Genomic DNA, 20,026 nt, shown 5'->3' with positions numbered 1-20,026 from the left:
CTCAAAGTTGTTAATCCGTATTGTCCTGAGATTGTCTAGGATTTGTTTCCCTACAGAGGCTGATGAGATCATTAATTTCAGGCTGCGTTAGGTTGGCTACGATCATGAATTGTGTTTCCATGAAGCGCTCCCGATTCAGATTGAACATGGAGTTTTCTCGGCTTCCTTGAGGGTGAGAAAGGAGGCCAAATGGAGATGATTCTCTTGGGAATGATGTTGTGTCTTTTGTTACAAATATTTTCCAATAGTCTTCTGGAGATAGAATATAGACAGAAGTGTGATTTGGATCTAAAGGTATGTCGCGTTCTAAACTCTGATCAACTAAGAATTCTTGCGTTGCATCAAAATTGTGGGTGGGAATGCTTCTTGTATTTTCCGTAGAAGTCGTGTGTGAATCTCGTGTATTAAATATCGTTTGCAGATGTAGTTGACCGTAGGGAGATGCATACTTGTCTGCTGTAGGTGTAGAAGCTTCTCTAGATTTATAAGTAAAAAATGTAGAGCTCTGTTTGTGTGCTGGGGCTTGGGGAGGAGGAGTCTCTGCTGTTCTGATTCGACGAACAGCGTGTGTTTGGGGAGTTTGTGTATAACGCATTTGTTCAATGGCGCAGAGTAAAGCAAGAATTTCCAATTGACGGGCTCTGTGGTCAGGATAGGCAGATTGCAATAACTGTAGTGTGATTATTTTGTTGTGAGTAACAGAGCTGTTTAAAGCTACATAGTAGTTTATGAAGAAAGTTTTAAAAATTTCATAAAGAACTGAATCAGCATTTTCCGTGCTATTTGGATTGGTACCTTCATCGATTGTGAAGAAATTTGGAATAATAGGAAGTACATAAGCTAGATTTCGCAACTGTGTTCTTATGACTCGATTGCTGTTAATTTCTTCGGGTAAATCGGTTTGAAGAACTTGATGTATGTAACAGCGTTGTGGTTGTTGGGTAATGAAAGTCACTGATTCAAGTTCGTCAAAATTACATTCCGTAAGGACAAGACAAAACCCTATGTAATCTTTAGAGAGGATAACATGTCCGTTTTGCTTGTCGACAACGTTCCATGAAGAGAGGGCGCTTTGTAGCAAAAATAGTGGATTTTTTAAGAAAACACGCTGCCATTCATCTTTATCTGTAATGAAATCGTTAGCTTTAACATGTGTGATGTATTCTATTGTGGCTAAACCTGATTCTCTAGACAGCCTTTGTTGTAATTCATCAAATACTGCTTCTGATAGTTGAGGAACTGTGGAGATTTCGGGTAAATTGGTAGCCTCGGGTTGCGACTCATCATTTGTCAGTTCTAAAATGCGTGTTTTCTTACTATGGATGTGAAAAACAATTTGCAAGAAGCATAAGATAGCAAGGATAGTTGAGACTAATACTGTTGCGATTACAAGGATTTGCGGCGAACAAGTTAAACTTAGAGAGGTAATTACAGCCGTAGAAAAAATTGCAGTTATGCTGATAAGAACACCCAAGGCAGAGGAAGAGATAGGACACTTACCAGGAAGGAAAAAACTTCCCTGCAACCCATTTTCAGAAATCCTTTGGGGGGGGGGGGGGGACACATTACAGGCCACAGACCTCTTATTTCCTCTCTATGTCATGCGAACCTTAATAAAGAAAAAACTCCGGAGGATGGGTTCGAACCAACGACCAATGGATTAACAGTCCACTGCTCTACCGCTGAGCTACTCCGGAACACTAAAAGAAGACAATTCTAAGTGAAATAGCAAAAAAGTCAATAGGTTTTCTATATAAATATGTTTTTGAGTTGGAATGAGGTAAATTTGAGCAGTTAGAAGTAATGGGAAAAGGCTAAGAGTTTTATTGTTTTTTCATTTTTAATGAAAGAAGAGTTCTCTGACAAACTCGACGATTTCGTCAGTGGACTTTTTTGATGTTGTTGTGGTTTCGTATTCTTCTTTTTGTGTGAAGATGGGGTAGGCAGAGATGAAGTAGTTATGTGATTGCTCAGATAGAGTTTTGACAATATCTCCGGGGATATTTACGTGGTAGAGACTTTCTTCCACTGCTAGATAAAGAATAGAGGTGAGTGCTGTAGCTAGGTTAGGAAGCGAGTTATGTTTACTAATGTTGCTATGGAATTCCATGGAGGGCACAGCAAGATAGGGGATGTCTTTGTTGTTTGATTTTATGCCATGAATGCGGGTATTCATGAACAAACAGCGTTTGATAAGCACAGGAATATCATCAAGTCTTGATGAGAAGGAGTATGACGAAGATAGAGCGTGATTTTCTTGGGCTTCTGGAGTGAAGTTTTTCCATAACAATGACCAGTTTGTTTTTGAAGATTGGCTATCATATGGAAGTATAGTGAAGTTTGCTCCGTGGATTAGAAGATCTGATATTTCTATTTTTTTCGATAAAAGCATAGAAATAAGAGAGAAGCGGAGGTTTACATATTCGATTTCCATGGCATAGGGGAAACGTTCCGATGGCATGGGGTTATGAATACATAAGTAACGGATTTTCATTCCTGAAGTTCTAGGGGAGACTCTTCCTATAGTTACTTGTGTATGTAATTTTGCAGATAACCAGTGCTCGACAATGCTTTCTTTACGAATCCAGAAGTAGGCAGCAATGCAGAATGCTAACAAAAATAAATTCTTTAAAAGTTTAAGCATGCATGATGAGATTGTGTTTATCTTAGTTTCTAACATAGATGAAGAAAGAAATATTACAAAATGAAAAAGGTCTCCCTTCTTCTTGAGATAGATGAAGGGAGACCTTGTAAGAATAGAGAAAAAGTTCTCTATATAGTGGATTAATAATCCATTCCTGCACCTGGCATTGCTGGAACAGAAGAGGATTTTTCTTCAGGAATATCAGCAATTAAAGCTTCTGTTGTTAATAGAAGGCCAGCTACAGAAGCTGCACTTTCTAAAGCACAACGTGTTACTTTAGTTGGGTCGAGAATTCCTGCTTCAATCATATCAGTGTAAGCATCGCGCAAAGCATCGTAGCCTTCGTTAGAAGAGCGAGCAAGCACTTGCTGGCAGATGATAGCACCTTCTTTACCAGCATTTGCTGCGATTTGTTTTAAAGGAGCGGATAGTGCTTTAAGAACAATACGTGCTCCGATTTGCTCATCTTCATTTGTAAGAACTGGAATGAAAGCTTCTAAAGTAGGGATACAACGCACTAAAGCTGTACCTCCGCCTGGCAAGATTCCTTCTTCAACTGCAGCAAGAGTTGCGTGTTGAGCGTCATCTACCCTGTCTTTTTTCTCTTTCATTTCAATTTCTGTAGCGGCTCCTACACGGATTACAGCTACGCCTCCAGAAAGTTTTGCTAACCGTTCTTGGAGTTTTTCTTTATCATAATCAGAAGAGCTGTCTTCGATTTGTTTTTTGATGTTTTCGCATCGAGCTTCGATATCTTCTTTGTTTCCTAGACCTTCAACAATTGTTGTGTCTTCTTTAGAAACGATGACTTTCTTAGCTTTTCCTAGCATGGATAAAGTTGTGTTTTCCAGCTTCATACCAAGCTCTTCGCTGATAAGTTGGCCACCGGTTAAGATAGCAATGTCTTCTAACATAGCTTTTCTTCTATCGCCAAATCCAGGAGCTTTAACTGCGCATACTCTAAATCCTGCGCGTAGTCTGTTTACCACTAAAGTAGCTAAAGCTTCGCCTTCGATATCTTCAGCAATAATTAATAGGGGACGTCCAGATTCTGCTACCTGTTGTAAAACTGGAAGGAAATCTTTAATTCCAGAAATTTTTTTGTCGTAGATAAGCACAAGAGCTTCTTCTAACACACATTCTTGTGTTTCAGGATTTGTAGAGAAATAGCTAGAAAGATATCCTCGGTTGAAATTCATACCTTCAACAACATCGAGAACAGTTTCGAATCCTTTAGCTTCCTCAACAGTAATAGAGCCATTTTTCCCAACTTTTTCCATGGCTTCTGCAATGAGGTTACCAATTTCAGCATCATTGTTAGCAGAAATTGTCGCTACTTGAGCTATTTCTTTGTGATGCTGTACAGGTTTGCTAATTTTTTTGATTTGATCCACAACAACTTTTACAGCTTTATCAATTCCTCTTTTGAGGTCCATGGGATTGGCACCTGCAGTCACATTTCTCAATCCTTCACTGTAGATAGCTTCAGCAAGAACAGTAGCTGTTGTAGTTCCGTCACCAGCTTTATCTGCAGTTTTGCTAGCGACTTCCTTCACCATTTGAGCTCCCATGTTCTCGTGTTTGTCTTCGAGCTCAATTTCTTTGGCGACAGTTACACCGTCTTTTGTAACTTGAGGAGAACCAAAGCTTTTATCGATAACCACATGACGTCCTTTAGGACCTAAGGTTACTTTTACAGCTTCTGCAAGAGTTTTAACTCCCTTATGAATTTTTTTTCTGGCGTCTTCGTTATATTTAATGTTTTTTGCTGCCATTGTTTTTTGTGCTCCTTAACTTTTTGCAATCTATAAATAATTATCAGTCTTACTTGAGAACTGCCATAACTTCGCTTTCTTGAACAATGACGTAATCCTCACCATCGATGGTAAGTTCTTGTCCCGCGTATTTATCTATTAAAACAGTGTCACCTACTTTAACTTCAAAAGGTAGGACTTGACCGTCTTTATCACGCTTCCCTGTTCCTAGGGCTAGCACTTCTGCTCGGTCTTGTTTTTTCTTTGCTGTATCAGGTAAAATGATGCCGCCGCGCGATGTAGAATCTTCCTCTTCTCTTTTCACTAAAATTCTATCGCCCAGGGGCTTAATCCTAAAGGTCGTTGCTTGATCTGACATATTGTAAGCTCCTTGTGTTTCATATTCTAAGAGACTTTGCCGTTTCTCGAAAACGATAACAAAGCTCCACGTTTTTGGCAATGATTTTAGCACTTAATAATATCAAGTGCCATTTTTTTTAGTTGTTTCAAATTAAAGATGATAGCTCTTGAATTTTTCTCTCAATAAAACAAAAAGCCTTTTGGATTGGCTCAATTGTGCCCATATCTAATCCTGATTTTTTTAAGATTTCTAAGGGGAAATCCGATCCACCGCTTTTTAAAAAGTTAAGATACGAGTTAAGAGCATTATCTTCGTTGTTAAGAATTTTTTCTAAAAAGCACAGGGCGGCTATAATGCCCGTTGCATATTGATATACGTAGAAATTGTAATAGAAATGAGGAATTCTTGCCCACTCTATGTTAGACAGGACATCAAATGTGATAATTTCGCCGTAAAATTCATTTTGTAAATTCTTGTAAGTTGAGGATAGGTATTCTTCAGTTAGAGGAATCCCTTGTTCTGCTGCGTTATGAATTTCGTATTCAAAAGAGGCGAATAATACCTGACGGAATAGTGTAGAGAAGATGGTATCCAAACATCTTGTCAGAATTGTGATTTTCTCTTCTTTTGAGTCGCTGTCCTTAAGCATTGAATCCATAAGAAGCATTTCATTTAAGGTAGAAGCAATTTCAGCAAGGAAAATAGGATATTGAGCGTCATGGAAAGGTTGATTCTTCCTACTAAAATACGAGTGCATACTGTGCCCTCCTTCGTGGGCAATTACAGATACATCATAAAGGGTTCCCGTATAGTTTAGGAGGATATAAGGGTGGCTATCGTAACATCCCGAAGAATATGCTCCAGATCGTTTATTAAGATTTTCGTATTTATCTACCCAGCCTTGAGTTGTTAACCCCTGTTTTAAGATATCAATATATTCAGTTCCTAGAGGAGAAAGGCTAGTATAGATAAGATCCACAGCTTCTTTGAACGAATATTTTTTCTCTTCGGACTGACTTAGGGGAGCATAAACGTCATAAAAATGGAAATCTTCTAGATTTAAGCATTGTTGTTTAATGGAAAAGTACTTCGTGACCAGTGAAGAATTTTTCTTCACGATATCAATAAGGTTCGTGTACACGGTTATCGGAATATTGTTGTGGTATAATGCAGCTTCTAAGCATGAGTTATACCTTTTATTTTTTGCGTAAAATAAATGTGCTTGGATTTTCCCATTAAGTAAGTTAGCAAAAGTATGTCGGTAACTGTGGTATCTTTCACATTGTGCTAGGTAGGATGTTTTTCGTAATTCCCGATCTGTAGATTGCATATACAATGAAGCAAGTGCGTGAGAAAGAGGGTGGGAGTTGCCTTCTGAGTCTGTGGCTTGCCCAAAGGGAATTTCAGAGTCACTTAAAGAAGAAAATGCCTTACTTGCTACTTCAAGAGGAGTAAAGGCAGAAGCAAGAATTTTTTCTTCTCCAGGAGTGCCTGTGTGTATAGATAGTCTAAAGATTTTCTCTAAATAGAATCTATAGGGAGCTAAACAGGGAGCCGATAAATGCTGAGCAATTAGAGATTCAGATAAGCTGGTTAAAGCAGGTTGTACCCAAGAGACTTCTTCAGCAAATAAGGTGCATAGATGTGTGATAGATTTAAGATCTGCAATGCCCTCTTGGTTTGTAATGTCCTGGTCATGAACTAGATGAGCGTAAACATAGAGTTTGTCCAATTTCCTCTCAATAGAGAAGAGTGTGGTTAATAAGGATAGTAGAGATTCTGAATTTTTAAGTTGGTATTGCGTTGCTTGAAGAGCAGGCCATGTAGGTGAGCCGTCTGTTTTTAATCCGAAAGAATCAAGGTCTGTTTTCCATGCTTCTCTATTTAGATATAAGGGGCTGATATCCCAACAATCTTGAGGGGAAATTTCACTTCTTGGACGGACTTGTTGCTTGTTTAATTCTACGGTCATGACGGTCTATAGATTTTTGAAATAGTAAAAAGAACTTATTATAAAGTAAGTTCTGAGAAAAAGCCAAGAACGATCAAGCACATTGCTATAGATTAAAATGGATTGTCGGTATCAATAAATGTTGAGGAAATTTGTAGGTTTGTTTGTAAGTAGTGAGCAAGAGCTTTTGGTCCTATTTTTTCTGTTGCGGTATGTCCAAACGCTAGAAAGTGTAAATGATTTTCCATGGCAGTAGACCATGCTGGTTCATCAAAATTTCCCGTGATAAAGCAATCTACGTTGCAAAGAACAGCTTGAGATAACTCTTTATAAGCTCCTCCAGAAATCAGTGCTGCAGAAGAAATGATTTCTCTACCGCCAAGTGCTTGAGCTTTTATTGGAGATTGGTAGTAGTTGGATAAGTTTTCTATAAAAAGTTGTATGGGCGTAGGAGAGAGGGATCCTTGAACTCCAAGATGTGGAAGAAAGCTCCCGAATGGTTGAAGATTGGTCCATTTTAAATCATGAGCTACCTTCCAGTTGTTCCCAATAATGGGATGAGCATCCAGGGGTAGGTGATAGGCTAATAATTGTATGTCATGTTTGATCAAGTGTTGTATTCGATCATAGAGCATGCCTCTGATGGGATAGGGCATTCCTTTCCAGAATAAGCCATGATGGACAATCAAGACATTAGCTTCTATTTCAATAGTGGCCAGTATAGTGGACAAATCAGCAGTTACTCCAACTGCTATCTTTTGAACATCAGCACTTGTGCTGCCTACTTGCAGTCCATTAGGACAGTAATCAGGAAATGATTCCGGAGAGAATAGATCGTTTAAGTAGACTAGAAGATCAGCAATTTTCATGTAGGATAACAATAGTTATGAGAATTCATTTTTATTATTAATTCACAAATGAAAATTCCTGACAATCTTTACTAAGGGCCTTGGTCTAGCGTCTGAAATACTGTTTAGTGCCTATTTGAGTTTTTTGATTTTTCAATCTGTAATCATTATTGTATCTGGTTGCAAACCCGGGATTTAATTTCTGATTTGCAAGGTCTCATGATTTCTTGTGTACATGACCAATATCAACCAAGTTTATCATTCACGAAGTTTTCTGTACGATTGGATATAGAAAAATCTAAGAACTTCCTTTAATTATGTACACATGGATTGAATTGGGAGCAGTTACAGTTATTTACAAAATTAGATAATGTAGTTCTGTGAATTTTCTTTGCGAAATAGAATTGCAAGGTCGTGGGGGATATCTATTTAGAAATGTGATTACTACTTCTATTTATACCTAAGAAATGCCAGCTTTGATCCTAATATTGCATTATTGATATGTGATGAATGGATAGACGACTATCTGGATAGCTCTAAGAGAAATCAGAGATGGAGAGCCCATGAATCAACAGTCAAGTGGTTAAATCGTAGACGGGATGAAGGAGAGTGTTTACAAGAAATCTCAAAGGATCATGAAGGCAGACAACCGTACTATAATTATCACATTCGTACAGGAGTCAGAAACAGAATACAGTAGAGTATTTAAACAATTCATTTAGAGAACTTTAGTGATGTATTCTTCTACTTGCTATGAAAATATAGAGTTAGGAGGTCGATAACATTACGCTAGCTGTGCAGAAATTATCAATTTTCTAACTCTGTGAAAACTGTTTGGTGAAACAGTTGATTTTTATAATTCCGTAGTATTTCCAAACCTTCTTGTGGCTAATCTTACATTCCTATGTGGTTAATAGTCATAGCACTCTATTTCAGAGTTTGATTTCAGGTATTCTACCTTGACAATTCAGGGATTTATCCATTGTTTTTTGTTTCTGAAAATGCGTATATTTTCTCAAATTTAATTAATTGGGTGTATAGCATGCATCCTTTACAGGCACCTTCTTATTTAGGATCTAATGCTGTTTCAATATTAGTAAAAGAACGCAGGCCACAGCCTTCTATTACGGATAGTTTACGTAAATATGCTTTAGCTGTAGGAAATAGTGTTTTTCTTGCTTTAATTACTACTTTCGCAACTTTGATGATTTGTGGATTGACTCAACCTGTAATTATAGTTGGTTTGATAATCTCGATAATTCTTTTGTGTGTCTCTTTGGGCTTATTGATTTATCGTACGTATGAGTTAAAGTTTAGACCTTCTATTCCTCAAGGTTTTGCTTCTATAATTAAACGTGAATTCCCTTCGGTTATTTATGATTTCGTTATTCGGGAAAGGTTGTCTCTGCAAGAGTTTCGTGCAGCTATATCGGGACTATCTTCTGGAGAATTTGTGTTCCCATCACACAAGTGTCAAGAAAAAGTAGAGAGGTTTGGTCTTGAGCGCTTAAAAACAGCTTGTCAGGGAATACATCTGCCTGATTTAGAAAAACTATTATTAAGGAGCTGTCCTTTGTACTTTCTGGGTAAGTTTATAGAGCTGGGGTCTAGAGAGCTTGCTCAGGCAGAGGATATGGAGCCTGAAGTGTATTGGGTATGCCGCACAGGATTATCTAGTTGCTTAGATACTGCTTTTCATCATTATACTTGGCTTTTGGCTCAAGTAGTTTCTGAATTTGAATACGAAAGTTTATTAAATCATGCTCACAATGGTACTTGGAATGAAGCACAGCCTATAGTTGAAAGCATTCGTTCTCGACTTATAGCTATTCTTCCGGATGTGTTTGTTGACAGTTTTCATGTTGATCATGGTTGGGTGTCCTATTGTTTAAATACCTACCCACTCGATTGGTTGCTGTTCTTATGTAAACACGGTGTTTCTTGGGAGCAATTACAGTTACTTAAAGAAGTGGAATGTAGACATGTGGTTTTCCTGTCTTTATTCAATGAGGAAAATGGAGGCATGAATTTGGCACGCCTCATGCTTGCTACATACCCGTATATTCATCAAGAAGGCTCTGAGTTTGATTCTTCATTGGCTCTACTTACTTGGGACGAGTGGATTCACTATTATGAGAAGAATAAAGAAAGCCCTAAATGGCATTTTTATGATCAGACGCTATCATTCTTAAACAAGAGTAGTAATAAAGAACTTGTAGAGAGACACGATCTCTCTCATATTCCTATTTATTCCTTAAATCGCACTACAGGAGAAAGGACGCTGAATTAGCATCTTTTTAACTCACGTTGTATTTCTATATCTTAATAATGTTTTCTTCTAATTTTCGTGCATTATTCATTTTAGTTTCATCGAAAAATAGCTGTAGAGTGGCTCAGTTTTGTTATTTTTTTTTAATTTTGAATATAATTAAGAGCTTTTGGTCTCTGCTCTGTTTTTCAAAAATATAATAATAATAGGACATGTTATGAGTGTGGATAGTATCCCCCTAGACGGGCGTCTTCCGGCTTCTTTGATTTCTCTGAGTTTGAGAAGTAAAGAGCATTGCCGGTTAGATAAGTTATCTCACCATGCTATGGCTATTACTAGTATATTCTGTCTTTAGTGGAGTTTTCGTGTTTTTACTTGCCTATGGATTTTCTCATCCCTTGATTATTTTAGGCCTAGTGTTATCTTTGTTTATTGTAGGCATAACAGCTGTTTGGGTATTGCGTCGTTGTTTGCATGAGTTACAACATCCTCTTCCTTCAGGATTTCTCTGCTTATTAGAGAAACACTATCCTAGAGTTATTTGTGATTTAGTTTTTGATAATACGCTCACTCTTTAAAGAATTGCGATCTATGCTCTTGTATTTGTCTTCGGGGAATTTTGATATGTTGCCTGAGGATTGTAAGGAGAGGGTGACAGCCTTGGATTTTGAGCGTTTACAAATTGCTTGCAATGGGGTGGAGATTCTTGATTTAGAAACCCTATTATTCAGGAATTGTCCTTTATATTTCATAAATAAGTTTATAGGTACTCTTGCTAAAAATTTTTCTTTTTTCAGTAAGTCTGCCAATGCTAAAATCTCTTACGCTTTAATAGCAGGAGTTACATTATTCGCTCTTTCTGTGGCAATTCCTGTTTTTGTCTTAACGATTAGTACGGGTTTCCCTTTGATGGTTATAGCTCCTTTTGGTTTTATTTTTGGATTAATAGGAATTCAGTGTATCTATGCACAAAGAAAACAACGTGTTATTGAAAACAAGAATATTTCCTGGAGATTCTCCCAGTTAATTTTTGATAAATATACCAGGGCTTTTTGGTATTGTTTGCATGAATAAAATAGCTCTAAAGTTACTGTATCTCTAATAGGTGAGTGTAATTTATCCTTTTCTTAGATTTATAGATTAGCGATTTTAGCCTCTAGGGCTATCATGGATCTTCTTACAGATTCTCCAAAACTATTAGTAGCTTTAAAGGATTTAATCACTGGGCAGATGTCATTTCTAGGTATTTTTCGTGTAAAATATTTAGAGTTATTTTCTTCTGTAAGTATGCAGGACTATCTTAAGTTAGAAGTAGGGATGCTCCAAGCTTCCTGTAGTGTCTGGAAAAGAAATACCGATGAGATAGCCATAGTGGATAAAGTATTGGCAACACAGTCTTTATCTAAGTCTATAGGGAACAGTTCTTGTGTTATCTGGATTTGGGTTTAGAGATTTGCCCGTTAAATACAAAGGCTAAATCCTTACTTAAGAATCTTAGTGACTACCAAGGTCAGTACTTAAATAAATTTTCAGAAAAACAGATTTAGAATCGCGTTTTAGATTAACTACAGATATTGATGGTATGGATTTTCTGCCTAAACTTGCTTATAAAACTTGGGGAGAATAGATATAAGGCAGCGGTATTTTATGATGTTTAGATTACAGGGAAAACTGTCCGGGTGTTTGATCTTTTTGTTAGAGAACATCCTCATTTGACCTCACAAAGACAATTATATTAGTATGATTTAGGCTGTTAGTTTTTGTGTGAGAATACAGATATTTTCTAGCTAAAGGATAGAGAAAGGTAAAACAAATAGAGGTGTTGTGAAAGAAGATCCCTATTTAGAAGTAAAAAAACAGTTAGCTCTTGAAGCAGCAGACTTGGTGGAGCCAGGAATGCTTTTGGGATTAGGGAGTGGCTCGACATCTAGAGAATTTATCAAAGCTGTTGCTAACAAGCATAAGCAAGAAAATTTAGATATTCATGCTGTTGCTTCTTCAAAAGAGTCGTATTCTCTAGCCATGAATTTAGGAATTCCTTTAGTTGATGACGAAGAGTTCATGGAAATAGATCTTGCTGTTGATGGTGCTGATGAAATCGATCCCCAATTGCGCATGATTAAAGGTGGTGGTGGAGCAATTTTTCGTGAGAAGATCTTATTACAATCAAGTCGGCGACGGCTGATACTTGCAGATGAAAGTAAACATGTTAAGGTTTTAGGGAAATTTGGTCTTCCTATAGAAATTAGTCCTTTTGGTAGATCTTCTATTATTGCTACTTTGCAAAGTTTGGGGTATCTAGGGAATTTAAGAAAAAATCCTCGTGGAGGATTTTTTATCACCAATAACGGAAATTATATTTACGATATTCATACTCCGAATGTATATCCTCATCCCGAGGAAGACCTGCTGAAGCTGCTACAAATTCATGGTATTATTGAAGTCGGGTTTGTTATAGCGAACGTTGAGGTATGGTTTGGTTATGCCAACGGTCAGATTGGTAAAAAGAACACCGGTAGAGTATGAGTATAGAAAAAGAGCTGCTCCAAGATACCCCTTTGGTTTTACTTAATTTTTATAAGTTAGTCAGCTTTTGTCATTACGCAGGAATAGTCTTAGGTACCGAAGAAAAAAAATTTGCGATATATGGGCATGTATCTATGGGGCAGGCTTTTCAAAATTCTGATCCTACGCATTTTGCCTTGTCAAGACCATTGACCCATGATTTACTAAATTTTGTTTTTTCAGGTTTTGATATTCATGTATTGCGTGTTGTGATTAGTGATTACAAGGATAACATTTTTTATACGCGTATGTTTTTAGAGCAAAAACAAGGGGATTTCCTCTATATCACCGATGTTGATGCTCGCCCGAGCGATAGCATCCCTTTAGCGCTTACACATAAAGTTCCTATTCTTTGTGTGAAGTCTGTGTTTGATGCTGCTGTAGCTTATGAAGAATAGAAGAAAATACCATGGTATCTTATGGCCAAAATTCCCTATGCTATTTTAGAGAAAGGTTCGTTATTACTAGCTTCTCCTGATACAGATCAGGGAGTATTTACTCGTAGTGTAATTTTGTTATGTGAGCATAGCCTCAATGGTTCTTTTGGTCTCATTTTAAATAAGACATTGGGTTTAGAAATATCCGACGATATTTTTACTTTTGATAAAGTATCAAATAACAATATCCGTTTTTGTATGGGAGGTCCCTTACAAGCGAATCAGATGATGCTTTTGCATTCCTGTTCAGAAATTCCCGAACAAACTTTGGAAATTTGCCCTTCCGTATATTTAGGAGGGGATCTATCTTTTTTACAAGAGATTGCTTCTAGTGAGACAGGACCTATGATCAATCTATGTTTTGGTTATAGTGGTTGGCAAGCAGGACAATTGGAAAGAGAATTCCTTGATGGGAATTGGTTTTTAGCTCCTGCAAGTTATGAATATGTATTTACAGATTGTCCTGAAAATCTTTGGTCTATGATTCTTAAAGATTTAGGAGGTAAGTATGCTTCACTATCTACAGTTCCTGAGAATCTTTTGTTAAATTAGCTCATATTGTTTATTTAATATTCGCTCAGCCTTTTCCTAGGTTTTAAAGTTGTCATGTTTCAAAATAATCCCAGATTTGCTTAGGGGGTTATATGTCAGTTATTGAAGAGTCAACTATGACTTACGCAGAAGCTTGCCGCTATTTTCCTGGAGGAGTCAATTCTCCGATACGCGCGTGTATTCCTGTGGGGATTATTCCTCCCATTGTCTCTAGTGCTTACCGTGACATTTTCATAGACAGTTTTGGTAAGACGTTTATAGATTTTTGTGGGTCTTGGGGATCGTTAATACACGGTCATGGCCATCCAAAAATTTTAGATGTTATTTGTAATTCAGCATCTCAAGGCACCTCTTATGGTCTAACTTCAGAAAACGAAATTTCTCTAGCAGCAACATTATTTTCCTGTTTGGAGTTAAAGGACAATAAGGTGCGGTTTGTCTCATCTGGTACGGAAGCTACAATGACCGCTGTGCGTCTTGCTTGCGCAACTACAGGTCGTTCCATAATTATTAAATTTTTAGGATGCTATCATGGACATGCCGATATTTTGTTAAAAGGAATCGCTATAGATGAGAGTAATATACACCAAGTTCCTCATATTGTAGATACCTACTTTTTGGGAAATCCTTATTTGCCTCTGAATTTGATCTTGCCCTACAACGATTTGCAGATTTTCGAAGAAGTTATGCTTCAGGTAGGGGAACGAGTTGCCTGTGTAATTTTTGAACCTATAGCTATCAATATGGGTGTTGTTCTCCCAAAGCCTGGATTTATTGAGGGTGTTACAACTACAAGTCGCAGGTTTTCAGCTCTAACGATTATGGATGAAGTGGTGACAGGATTCCGCATGGGAATTCGGGGTGTGCGCTCTATAATGGATGTAGATTCTGATATTACTGTATATGGGAAAATCTTGGGAGGAGGTATGCCGGTAGCTGCATTCCTGGCCCACCATAGTATTATGGATCATTTACTTCCTCTAGGAAAGGTATTTCAAGCAGGAACACTTTCTGGGAATCCTATTGCTATGGCTGTAGGAAAAGCTTCCATAGAGCTATGCCGTGAAGTAGATTTTTACCCTAAATTAGAGAATCTTGCACAAAGTTTCTTTGCTCCTATAGAAGATGTAATTCGTAATCGAGGTTTTCCAGTATCTTTAGTGAGAGTAGGTTCGATGTTTTCATTTTTCTTTAGAGAAACACCCCCGAAAAATCTCAGTGAAGTTCAGGAATGTGATCAACAAATGTTCGGAGTATTTTATCGTCGTGTCTTTGCTCAGGGAGTGTATTTATCCCCGGCCTCTATGGAAGCGAGCTTTCTTTCTTCTGTACATAGTAAGGAAAATCTAGCCTATACTCAAAATGTGCTTATTGATAGTTTAGTGACAACATTTGATAGCCTTTAAAATACAGGGGCTTCTCAAGATTTTGAGGATATGGAGTATGGAGATGGAGGCAAAAAAACGCGCTCGTATTTTCCAAATACTTTGTGTTTTTCCTTTGGAATTAGGCAGATGGATGGGGTTCACTTGTGCAGTTATAAAAAGCTTATCATGGAAGAAGAGCTTATTGCGATCTATAAGTATTCAAGGTTATGATATCGGTGTAGCTTCTTTACCAGTCGTGATGCTTACTGGAGCTGTAACAGGAATCGTTTTGGCTTTGCAGTCCTATTATCAATTGGGAATACATGGATTGTCCTGTGCTATAGGATTTTTCGTGGTAAAAAGTATTTTAGTAGAAATAGGTCCTGTTCTTACCGCTCTCGCTCTTTCTGGAAGAGTAGGAGGAGCAATTTCTGCTTTCTTAGGAACTATGCGCATGACCGAACAAGTTAGCGCAATGGAAACTTTAGGAGTAAATCCTTTAGAATACTTTGCCTTACCAAGAATTATCGCAGGTATTATTGCTATGCCCGCTTTGGTGATTGCTGCAGTTTGGTCAGGGATCTTTTGTGGGTATTTACTCTGTCGTTATGCTTTTCAATTGCCAGCACAGGTATATTTACACATGGTCTCTGGGAATGTATTCATATCCGATATTGTGATGGTCATTGTGAAGTCCTTAGTATTCGGATTTATTATCACATCTTTAGCTTGTTATCAGGGATTAGGGAAACATTGCCGCATTACAGATGTTGCTAAGGTAACTACTGCAGGAGTTGTGACCTCATATATTTCTATTCTATTTGCTAATTGTGTGATTACAGCATTCTTTCATGTTCTAGGTTACTAGGGAGAGGTATGGTAGAACCCTGGATTTCTGTAGATCGCATTTATAAGAGTTATTGTAATACTGAAGGTCAAGGCCATACGGTACTGCATGGGATTTCTTTGCAGGTATTTCCTGATGAGTTGTTGGTAATTCTAGGAAAATCCGGCACAGGAAAAAGCGTGCTTCTTCGGCATATTATAGGGTTAGAGGTTCCAGACTCTGGAGAAGTGCGCTATGCTAAAGAACTTACTCATAAAGGGCGTTTAAAAGATTTTACTATTGGCATGGTGTTTCAGGGAGGAGCTCTCTTTGATTTTCTTTCTGTTAGAGAAAATGTTGCTTTCGGTCTTCATGCATATAATGACCGGTATAAGATATTTTCCCAAAGCGAGATCAACGTTAAGGTGGATCAAGCTTTGTCTAATGTAGGATTAAGTTATGCTGCCGAGTTTATGCCGAGTAAATTATCTGGGGGTATGGTAAAGCGAGTCGCCTTAGCCCGATCTTTAGTCTATTCTCCTAAGCTTGTCCTTTATGATGAGCCTACAGCAGGTTTAGATCCTATGACTAGTCGGGAAATGATACACTTAATTTTCCAATTGCGAAAAGAACAGGGAATAGGAGGTATAATCATTACTCATGATATTACATTAGCATTAGCACTTGCAGATCGAATTGCTATCCATGATAAAGGAACTATACCCCGCATCTACACAAAGGAAGAATTTATAAAGACAGATGATGCTTTGGTTAGGCAATTCTTTGCCGGTCATCAGCATGGTGAAATGCTGATTAAGGAGGGCTAATGTCTAAGGAAGATCGTAAATCAATATTTTTTGGAGTATTTCTTTGTGTAGGAATTCTAGGTTTATTTTCTGTCATGCTATTCACTCCCAAAAGTCGTGGGGATGGAAAACAAGAAATCCATGTTGCCTTTACTCACCTTAGTGGAGTAAGTAAAGGAATGAATGTTTGTCTAGCAGGTAAGATTATTGGTTCTGTAGCTTCTGTGCACAATATTATGGATAAGGGAATTTCCCAAGATTCCGGACAATTGTATTGCTACGAACTCGTTTTGAAAATTGATTCGGGAATAGCTCTTTATAAAGACGATACTTTTGCTATGTATTCTCCTAAAATTATAGGAGAATCTATAGTGAATATTATTCCTGGAAAGATAAGAGCTGAAAACAATCGCTTATACTCTCAGGATTTAGTCTACGGTAATAATATTGATCCTATTGAGAAATTGATACAGTTTGTCGATAAAGCTGACAAAGCCTTGGGGAAGCTCGAAACAGAAACTGTACATATTTACGAAAAATTATCTTCCTTGATTGATGATGAGAAAGACTCTTCATTAATCAAGCAGGCTCGATTAGCAACAGAGTCTATACACAAAAGTGCTAACAGATTAGCGGATTGCTTAGATGGTGAGCGTATTTCCCGTCTCGATGGGCTAATGAGTGACTGCCGGGATATCGCTAGTACCGTGAAAGATTACGGATTATTATATCAATACAACTCGCAATGGAAAAAACAGCAAAAAACAAAAGATAAGAAAAAAAAATTATTACAGAAGCAAGAAGTCGCTTTGGAAAATAGATAGATTTTTTGTTTTCTCTATGTAATGAATAAAATGTTTCAGCAGAGTGTTAGGGCTGTTTTATGGATAAGATATCGGATGCAGTAAGCGAAGCTCTAGAAAAGGCTTTTGAGCTCGCTAAATCACAAAAAAATCCTTACGTAAGCGAAAACCATTTTCTTAAATGTCTATTAGAAAATACTGAGTCGCTATTTTATTTAATTATTAAAGAGATTCAAAGCAATCCTAAATTGCTGATTTCTGCAGTTGATAAGGCTTTATCGTTAGAACCTTCAGTTGTTGAAGGAGACGCTATGCCGAAACCTTCTCCAGGGCTGCAAAGTCTACTTTTAGATGCTAAACATGAGGCAAAAGATCTCGGAGATACCTACATTTCCGGAGATCATGTATTATTAGCTTTTTGGAAATCCAACAAGGAGCCTTTTGCTTCTTGGAAAAACACGGTAAAAATATCCTTAGACGATCTTAAGAAACTTATTATTAATGTAAGGCGTGGCAATCGTATGGACTCTCCTAGTGCGGAAAATAATCTCCGGGGCCTAGAAAAGTATTGTAAGAACTTAACTTCATTAGCGAAAGAAGGGAAGCTTGATCCTGTAATTGGCAGGGATGAAGAAATTCGTCGTACAGTTCAAGTGTTATCACGAAGAACTAAGAATAACCCAATGCTTATAGGTGAACCAGGAGTAGGGAAAACAGCCATAGCGGAAGGCTTGGCTTTACGCATAGTTCAAGGCGATATTCCTGAAAGTTTAAAAGGTAAACAGCTCTATGTTTTAGATATGGGGGCGTTAATCGCGGGAGCAAAATATCGCGGGGAATTTGAAGAACGCTTAAAAAGTGTGCTTAAAGATGTAGAATCTGTTGATGGGGAAAGTATTTTATTTATTGATGAGGTGCATACTCTCGTAGGTGCTGGAGCTACCGATGGAGCTATGGATGCTGCAAATTTATTAAAACCGGCTTTAGCACGCGGGACTTTGCATTGCATTGGTGCGACTACTCTTAATGAATATCAAAAGTATATTGAAAAAGATGCCGCTTTAGAACGGCGTTTCCAACCCATTTTTGTAACAGAGCCTTCCTTAGAAGATGCTGTGTTTATTCTTCGTGGTCTTCGTGAAAAGTATGAAATTTTCCATGGCGTACGTATTACTGAGGGGGCATTAAATGCTGCCGTTCTTCTTTCTTATAGATATATTCCTGATCGTTTTCTTCCTGATAAGGCGATCGATCTTATTGATGAAGCTGCAAGTTTAATTCGTATGCAAATTGGTAGTTTACCTCTACCTATCGATGAAAAAGAACGCGAGCTCGCAGCATTGATTGTTAAACAAGAAGCTATAAAACGAGAAAAAGCTCCTGCCTATCAAGAAGAGGCTGAAGCTATGCAACAGTCAATAGATCAGCTTAAAGAAGAACTTGCAGCCTTACGACTACGTTGGGACGAGGAAAAAAAACTTATCTCCGGTCTTAAAGAAAAAAAGAATTCTTTAGAAAATATGAAGTTTTCTGAAGAAGAAGCAGAACGTATTGCTGATTACAATCGCGTTGCGGAGTTGCGCTACAGTTTGATTCCTGCTCTTGAAGAAGAAATCCGTCATGATGAAGAAGCATTAAATCAAAGAGACAATCGTTTACTTCAAGAAGAGGTAGACGAGCGTCTTATTGCTCAAGTCGTAGCAAATTGGACAGGCATTCCTGTGCAAAAGATGTTAGAAGGCGAAGCAGAAAAACTTCTTGTTTTAGAAGAATCATTGGAAGAACGTGTTGTTGGTCAACCGTTTGCTATTGCTGCGGTAAGCGATTCTATACGTGCTGCGCGTGTTGGACTGAGTGATCCCCAACGTCCTTTGGGGGTATTCCTATTTTTAGGCCCTACAGGAGTTGGAAAAACAGAGCTTGCTAAAGCTCTAGCGGATCTTTTGTTTAATAAAGAAGAGGCAATGGTACGCTTCGATATGACCGAATATATGGAAAAGCATTCCGTGTCGAAGTTGATCGGATCGCCTCCAGGTTATGTAGGTTATGAAGAAGGCGGAAGCCTTTCCGAAGCTTTACGTCGAAGACCATATTCTGTTGTGCTCTTCGATGAAATTGAAAAAGCAGATAGGGAAGTTTTTAATATTCTTTTGCAGATTTTTGATGAGGGGATTCTTACAGATAGTAAGAAACGTAAGGTAAATTGTAAAAATGCTTTATTCATTATGACCTCAAATATAGGTTCTCAAGAACTCGCCGATTACTGCGCGAAAAAGGGGAGTGAAGTAAGTAAGGACACTGTGTTGTCGGTAGTTGCTCCGACATTACGGAAATACTTCAGCCCTGAGTTCATCAATCGTATTGATGATATTCTTCCTTTTATTCCTTTAAGTACCGAAGATATTGTAAAAATAGTCGGCATTCAGATGCGTAGGGTTGCCCAACGCATGTTAGAAAGACGCGTAACGTTAACTTGGGATGATTCTGTCATACTATATCTCAGTGAGCAGGGGTATGACAGTGCTTTCGGAGCACGACCCTTAAAACGGTTAATTCAGCAGAAGGTAGTTACACTATTATCGAAAGCTTTACTTAAAGGTGATATTAAATCAGACACTGCTATAGAGTTAACGATGTCTAAAGATGTCATACTTTTCAAAAAAGTTAGTGGTTAATTTTCAAGAAGTACACGCTTAGAGATTTCTCTTAATTGTGATAGTGAGCTTTTTCGTGTTGTAAAGAGAGCCTTAGCGTAAAAGTCTTACGAGGCCCTACCCCGTGAGAGCGGGGTAGGGGAGGTGGATGAGATTAGAACTGGATCTTGGATCCGAGATCTATGTTAT

16 protein-coding genes, 1 tRNA gene and 1 pseudogene are annotated in these 20,026 nt (G+C 37.9%); 11 read left to right on the top strand and 7 right to left on the bottom strand.

The window, feature by feature from the left end:
• Positions 1 to 10: 10 nt before the first annotated feature.
• The 7 genes from E1N70_RS00095 to E1N70_RS00065 form a co-directional block, all read right to left on the bottom strand.
• Entirely contained in the window at positions 11 to 1,576 is a 1,566-nt protein-coding gene (locus E1N70_RS00095) for a hypothetical protein (protein ID WP_244201087.1), read from the bottom strand.
• 49 nt (positions 1,577 to 1,625) lie between these two features.
• Positions 1,626 to 1,697, bottom strand: a tRNA-Asn gene (locus E1N70_RS00090).
• A 143-nt stretch (positions 1,698 to 1,840) separates the two neighbouring features.
• The gene (locus tag E1N70_RS00085) at positions 1,841 to 2,644 is read right to left on the bottom strand and encodes an AsmA family protein (protein WP_165478203.1); all 804 of its coding nucleotides are present in this window, start codon (positions 2,642 to 2,644) and stop codon (positions 1,841 to 1,843) included.
• A 140-nt stretch (positions 2,645 to 2,784) separates the two neighbouring features.
• On the bottom strand, positions 2,785 to 4,419 hold the full coding sequence (groL, locus tag E1N70_RS00080; RefSeq protein WP_131743585.1) for a chaperonin GroEL: 1,635 nt from the start codon (positions 4,417 to 4,419) through the stop codon (positions 2,785 to 2,787).
• Between the two features lie 49 nt (positions 4,420 to 4,468).
• Complete coding sequence (locus E1N70_RS00075) at positions 4,469 to 4,777, bottom strand: co-chaperone GroES (RefSeq protein ID WP_131743584.1); 309 nt, start codon at positions 4,775 to 4,777, stop codon at positions 4,469 to 4,471.
• 127 nt (positions 4,778 to 4,904) lie between these two features.
• Entirely contained in the window at positions 4,905 to 6,731 is a 1,827-nt protein-coding gene (gene pepF, locus E1N70_RS00070; protein ID WP_131743583.1) for an oligoendopeptidase F, read from the bottom strand.
• Between the two features lie 92 nt (positions 6,732 to 6,823).
• On the bottom strand, positions 6,824 to 7,579 hold the full coding sequence (locus E1N70_RS00065) for a Nif3-like dinuclear metal center hexameric protein (protein WP_131743582.1): 756 nt from the start codon (positions 7,577 to 7,579) through the stop codon (positions 6,824 to 6,826).
• A gap of 1,021 nt (positions 7,580 to 8,600) precedes the next feature.
• On the opposite strand from E1N70_RS00065, the gene E1N70_RS00060 reads away from it, so the two are divergent.
• The 11 genes and pseudogenes from E1N70_RS00060 (at position 8,601) to E1N70_RS00005 (ending at position 19,858) form a co-directional block, all read left to right on the top strand.
• Positions 8,601 to 9,848, top strand: a complete 1,248-nt coding sequence (locus E1N70_RS00060; RefSeq protein ID WP_131743581.1) for a DUF1389 domain-containing protein — start codon at positions 8,601 to 8,603, stop codon at positions 9,846 to 9,848.
• A 196-nt stretch (positions 9,849 to 10,044) separates the two neighbouring features.
• A pseudogene (locus E1N70_RS05250) lies at positions 10,045 to 10,592 on the top strand (DUF1389 domain-containing protein); the annotation flags it as partial.
• A gap of 402 nt (positions 10,593 to 10,994) precedes the next feature.
• A complete protein-coding gene (locus E1N70_RS00050) occupies positions 10,995 to 11,276 on the top strand; it encodes a hypothetical protein (protein WP_131743580.1) in 282 nt (93 codons plus the stop codon).
• 375 nt (positions 11,277 to 11,651) lie between these two features.
• Positions 11,652 to 12,353 carry a ribose 5-phosphate isomerase A gene (gene rpiA / locus E1N70_RS00040; RefSeq protein ID WP_131743579.1) on the top strand — a complete coding sequence of 234 codons (702 nt, stop codon included), beginning with the start codon at positions 11,652 to 11,654 and terminating at the stop codon, positions 12,351 to 12,353.
• Positions 12,350 to 12,790, top strand: coding sequence for a bifunctional nuclease family protein (locus tag E1N70_RS00035; RefSeq protein WP_131743578.1), 441 nt, complete (start codon positions 12,350 to 12,352; stop codon positions 12,788 to 12,790). The genes rpiA and E1N70_RS00035 overlap by 4 nt, the downstream gene beginning before the upstream one ends.
• A 21-nt stretch (positions 12,791 to 12,811) precedes the next feature.
• A complete protein-coding gene (locus E1N70_RS00030; RefSeq protein ID WP_131743577.1) occupies positions 12,812 to 13,381 on the top strand; it encodes a YqgE/AlgH family protein in 570 nt (189 codons plus the stop codon).
• Positions 13,382 to 13,473: 92 nt separating this feature from the next.
• Positions 13,474 to 14,787 (top strand): aspartate aminotransferase family protein, encoded by a 1,314-nt coding sequence (locus E1N70_RS00025; RefSeq protein WP_131743576.1) that lies wholly within the window; start codon positions 13,474 to 13,476, stop codon positions 14,785 to 14,787.
• 43 nt (positions 14,788 to 14,830) lie between these two features.
• Entirely contained in the window at positions 14,831 to 15,616 is a 786-nt protein-coding gene (locus tag E1N70_RS00020; RefSeq protein WP_131744141.1) for an MlaE family ABC transporter permease, read from the top strand.
• A gap of 8 nt (positions 15,617 to 15,624) precedes the next feature.
• The gene (locus E1N70_RS00015; protein WP_131743575.1) at positions 15,625 to 16,401 is read left to right on the top strand and encodes an ABC transporter ATP-binding protein; all 777 of its coding nucleotides are present in this window, start codon (positions 15,625 to 15,627) and stop codon (positions 16,399 to 16,401) included.
• Positions 16,401 to 17,204 (top strand): MlaD family protein, encoded by an 804-nt coding sequence (locus E1N70_RS00010; RefSeq protein WP_131743574.1) that lies wholly within the window; start codon positions 16,401 to 16,403, stop codon positions 17,202 to 17,204. Before E1N70_RS00015 ends, E1N70_RS00010 begins: the two co-directional genes overlap by 1 nt.
• A gap of 59 nt (positions 17,205 to 17,263) precedes the next feature.
• Positions 17,264 to 19,858: an ATP-dependent Clp protease ATP-binding subunit gene (locus E1N70_RS00005; protein ID WP_131743573.1), complete on the top strand. Its 2,595-nt coding sequence runs from the start codon at positions 17,264 to 17,266 to the stop codon at positions 19,856 to 19,858.
• Positions 19,859 to 20,026: the final 168 nt, after the last annotated feature.

Origin of the sequence: Chlamydia buteonis (assembly GCF_900634605.1) — a bacterium.
GTDB classification, from domain to species: domain Bacteria; phylum Chlamydiota; class Chlamydiia; order Chlamydiales; family Chlamydiaceae; genus Chlamydia; species Chlamydia buteonis.
Note: the sequence above shows the minus strand (reverse complement) of the source record. Positions and strands in the feature narration are given on the sequence as shown.

What these genes read in the sequence shown, in the direction of transcription:
- E1N70_RS00085 (WP_165478203.1), bottom strand. Translation starts at nt 2,644, where the DNA reads ATGCTTAAACTTTTAAAGAATTTATTTTTGTTAGCATTCTGCATTGCT.
- groL (WP_131743585.1), bottom strand. Translation starts at nt 4,419, where the DNA reads ATGGCAGCAAAAAACATTAAATATAACGAAGACGCCAGAAAAAAAATT.
- E1N70_RS00075 (WP_131743584.1), bottom strand. Translation starts at nt 4,777, where the DNA reads ATGTCAGATCAAGCAACGACCTTTAGGATTAAGCCCCTGGGCGATAGA.
- pepF (WP_131743583.1), bottom strand. Translation starts at nt 6,731, where the DNA reads ATGACCGTAGAATTAAACAAGCAACAAGTCCGTCCAAGAAGTGAAATT.
- E1N70_RS00065 (WP_131743582.1), bottom strand. Translation starts at nt 7,579, where the DNA reads ATGAAAATTGCTGATCTTCTAGTCTACTTAAACGATCTATTCTCTCCG.
- E1N70_RS00060 (WP_131743581.1), top strand. Translation starts at nt 8,601, where the DNA reads ATGCATCCTTTACAGGCACCTTCTTATTTAGGATCTAATGCTGTTTCA.
- E1N70_RS00050 (WP_131743580.1), top strand. Translation starts at nt 10,995, where the DNA reads ATGGATCTTCTTACAGATTCTCCAAAACTATTAGTAGCTTTAAAGGAT.
- E1N70_RS00035 (WP_131743578.1), top strand. Translation starts at nt 12,350, where the DNA reads ATGAGTATAGAAAAAGAGCTGCTCCAAGATACCCCTTTGGTTTTACTT.
- E1N70_RS00030 (WP_131743577.1), top strand. Translation starts at nt 12,812, where the DNA reads ATGGCCAAAATTCCCTATGCTATTTTAGAGAAAGGTTCGTTATTACTA.
- E1N70_RS00025 (WP_131743576.1), top strand. Translation starts at nt 13,474, where the DNA reads ATGTCAGTTATTGAAGAGTCAACTATGACTTACGCAGAAGCTTGCCGC.
- E1N70_RS00020 (WP_131744141.1), top strand. Translation starts at nt 14,831, where the DNA reads ATGGAGGCAAAAAAACGCGCTCGTATTTTCCAAATACTTTGTGTTTTT.
- E1N70_RS00015 (WP_131743575.1), top strand. Translation starts at nt 15,625, where the DNA reads ATGGTAGAACCCTGGATTTCTGTAGATCGCATTTATAAGAGTTATTGT.
- E1N70_RS00010 (WP_131743574.1), top strand. Translation starts at nt 16,401, where the DNA reads ATGTCTAAGGAAGATCGTAAATCAATATTTTTTGGAGTATTTCTTTGT.
- E1N70_RS00005 (WP_131743573.1), top strand. Translation starts at nt 17,264, where the DNA reads ATGGATAAGATATCGGATGCAGTAAGCGAAGCTCTAGAAAAGGCTTTT.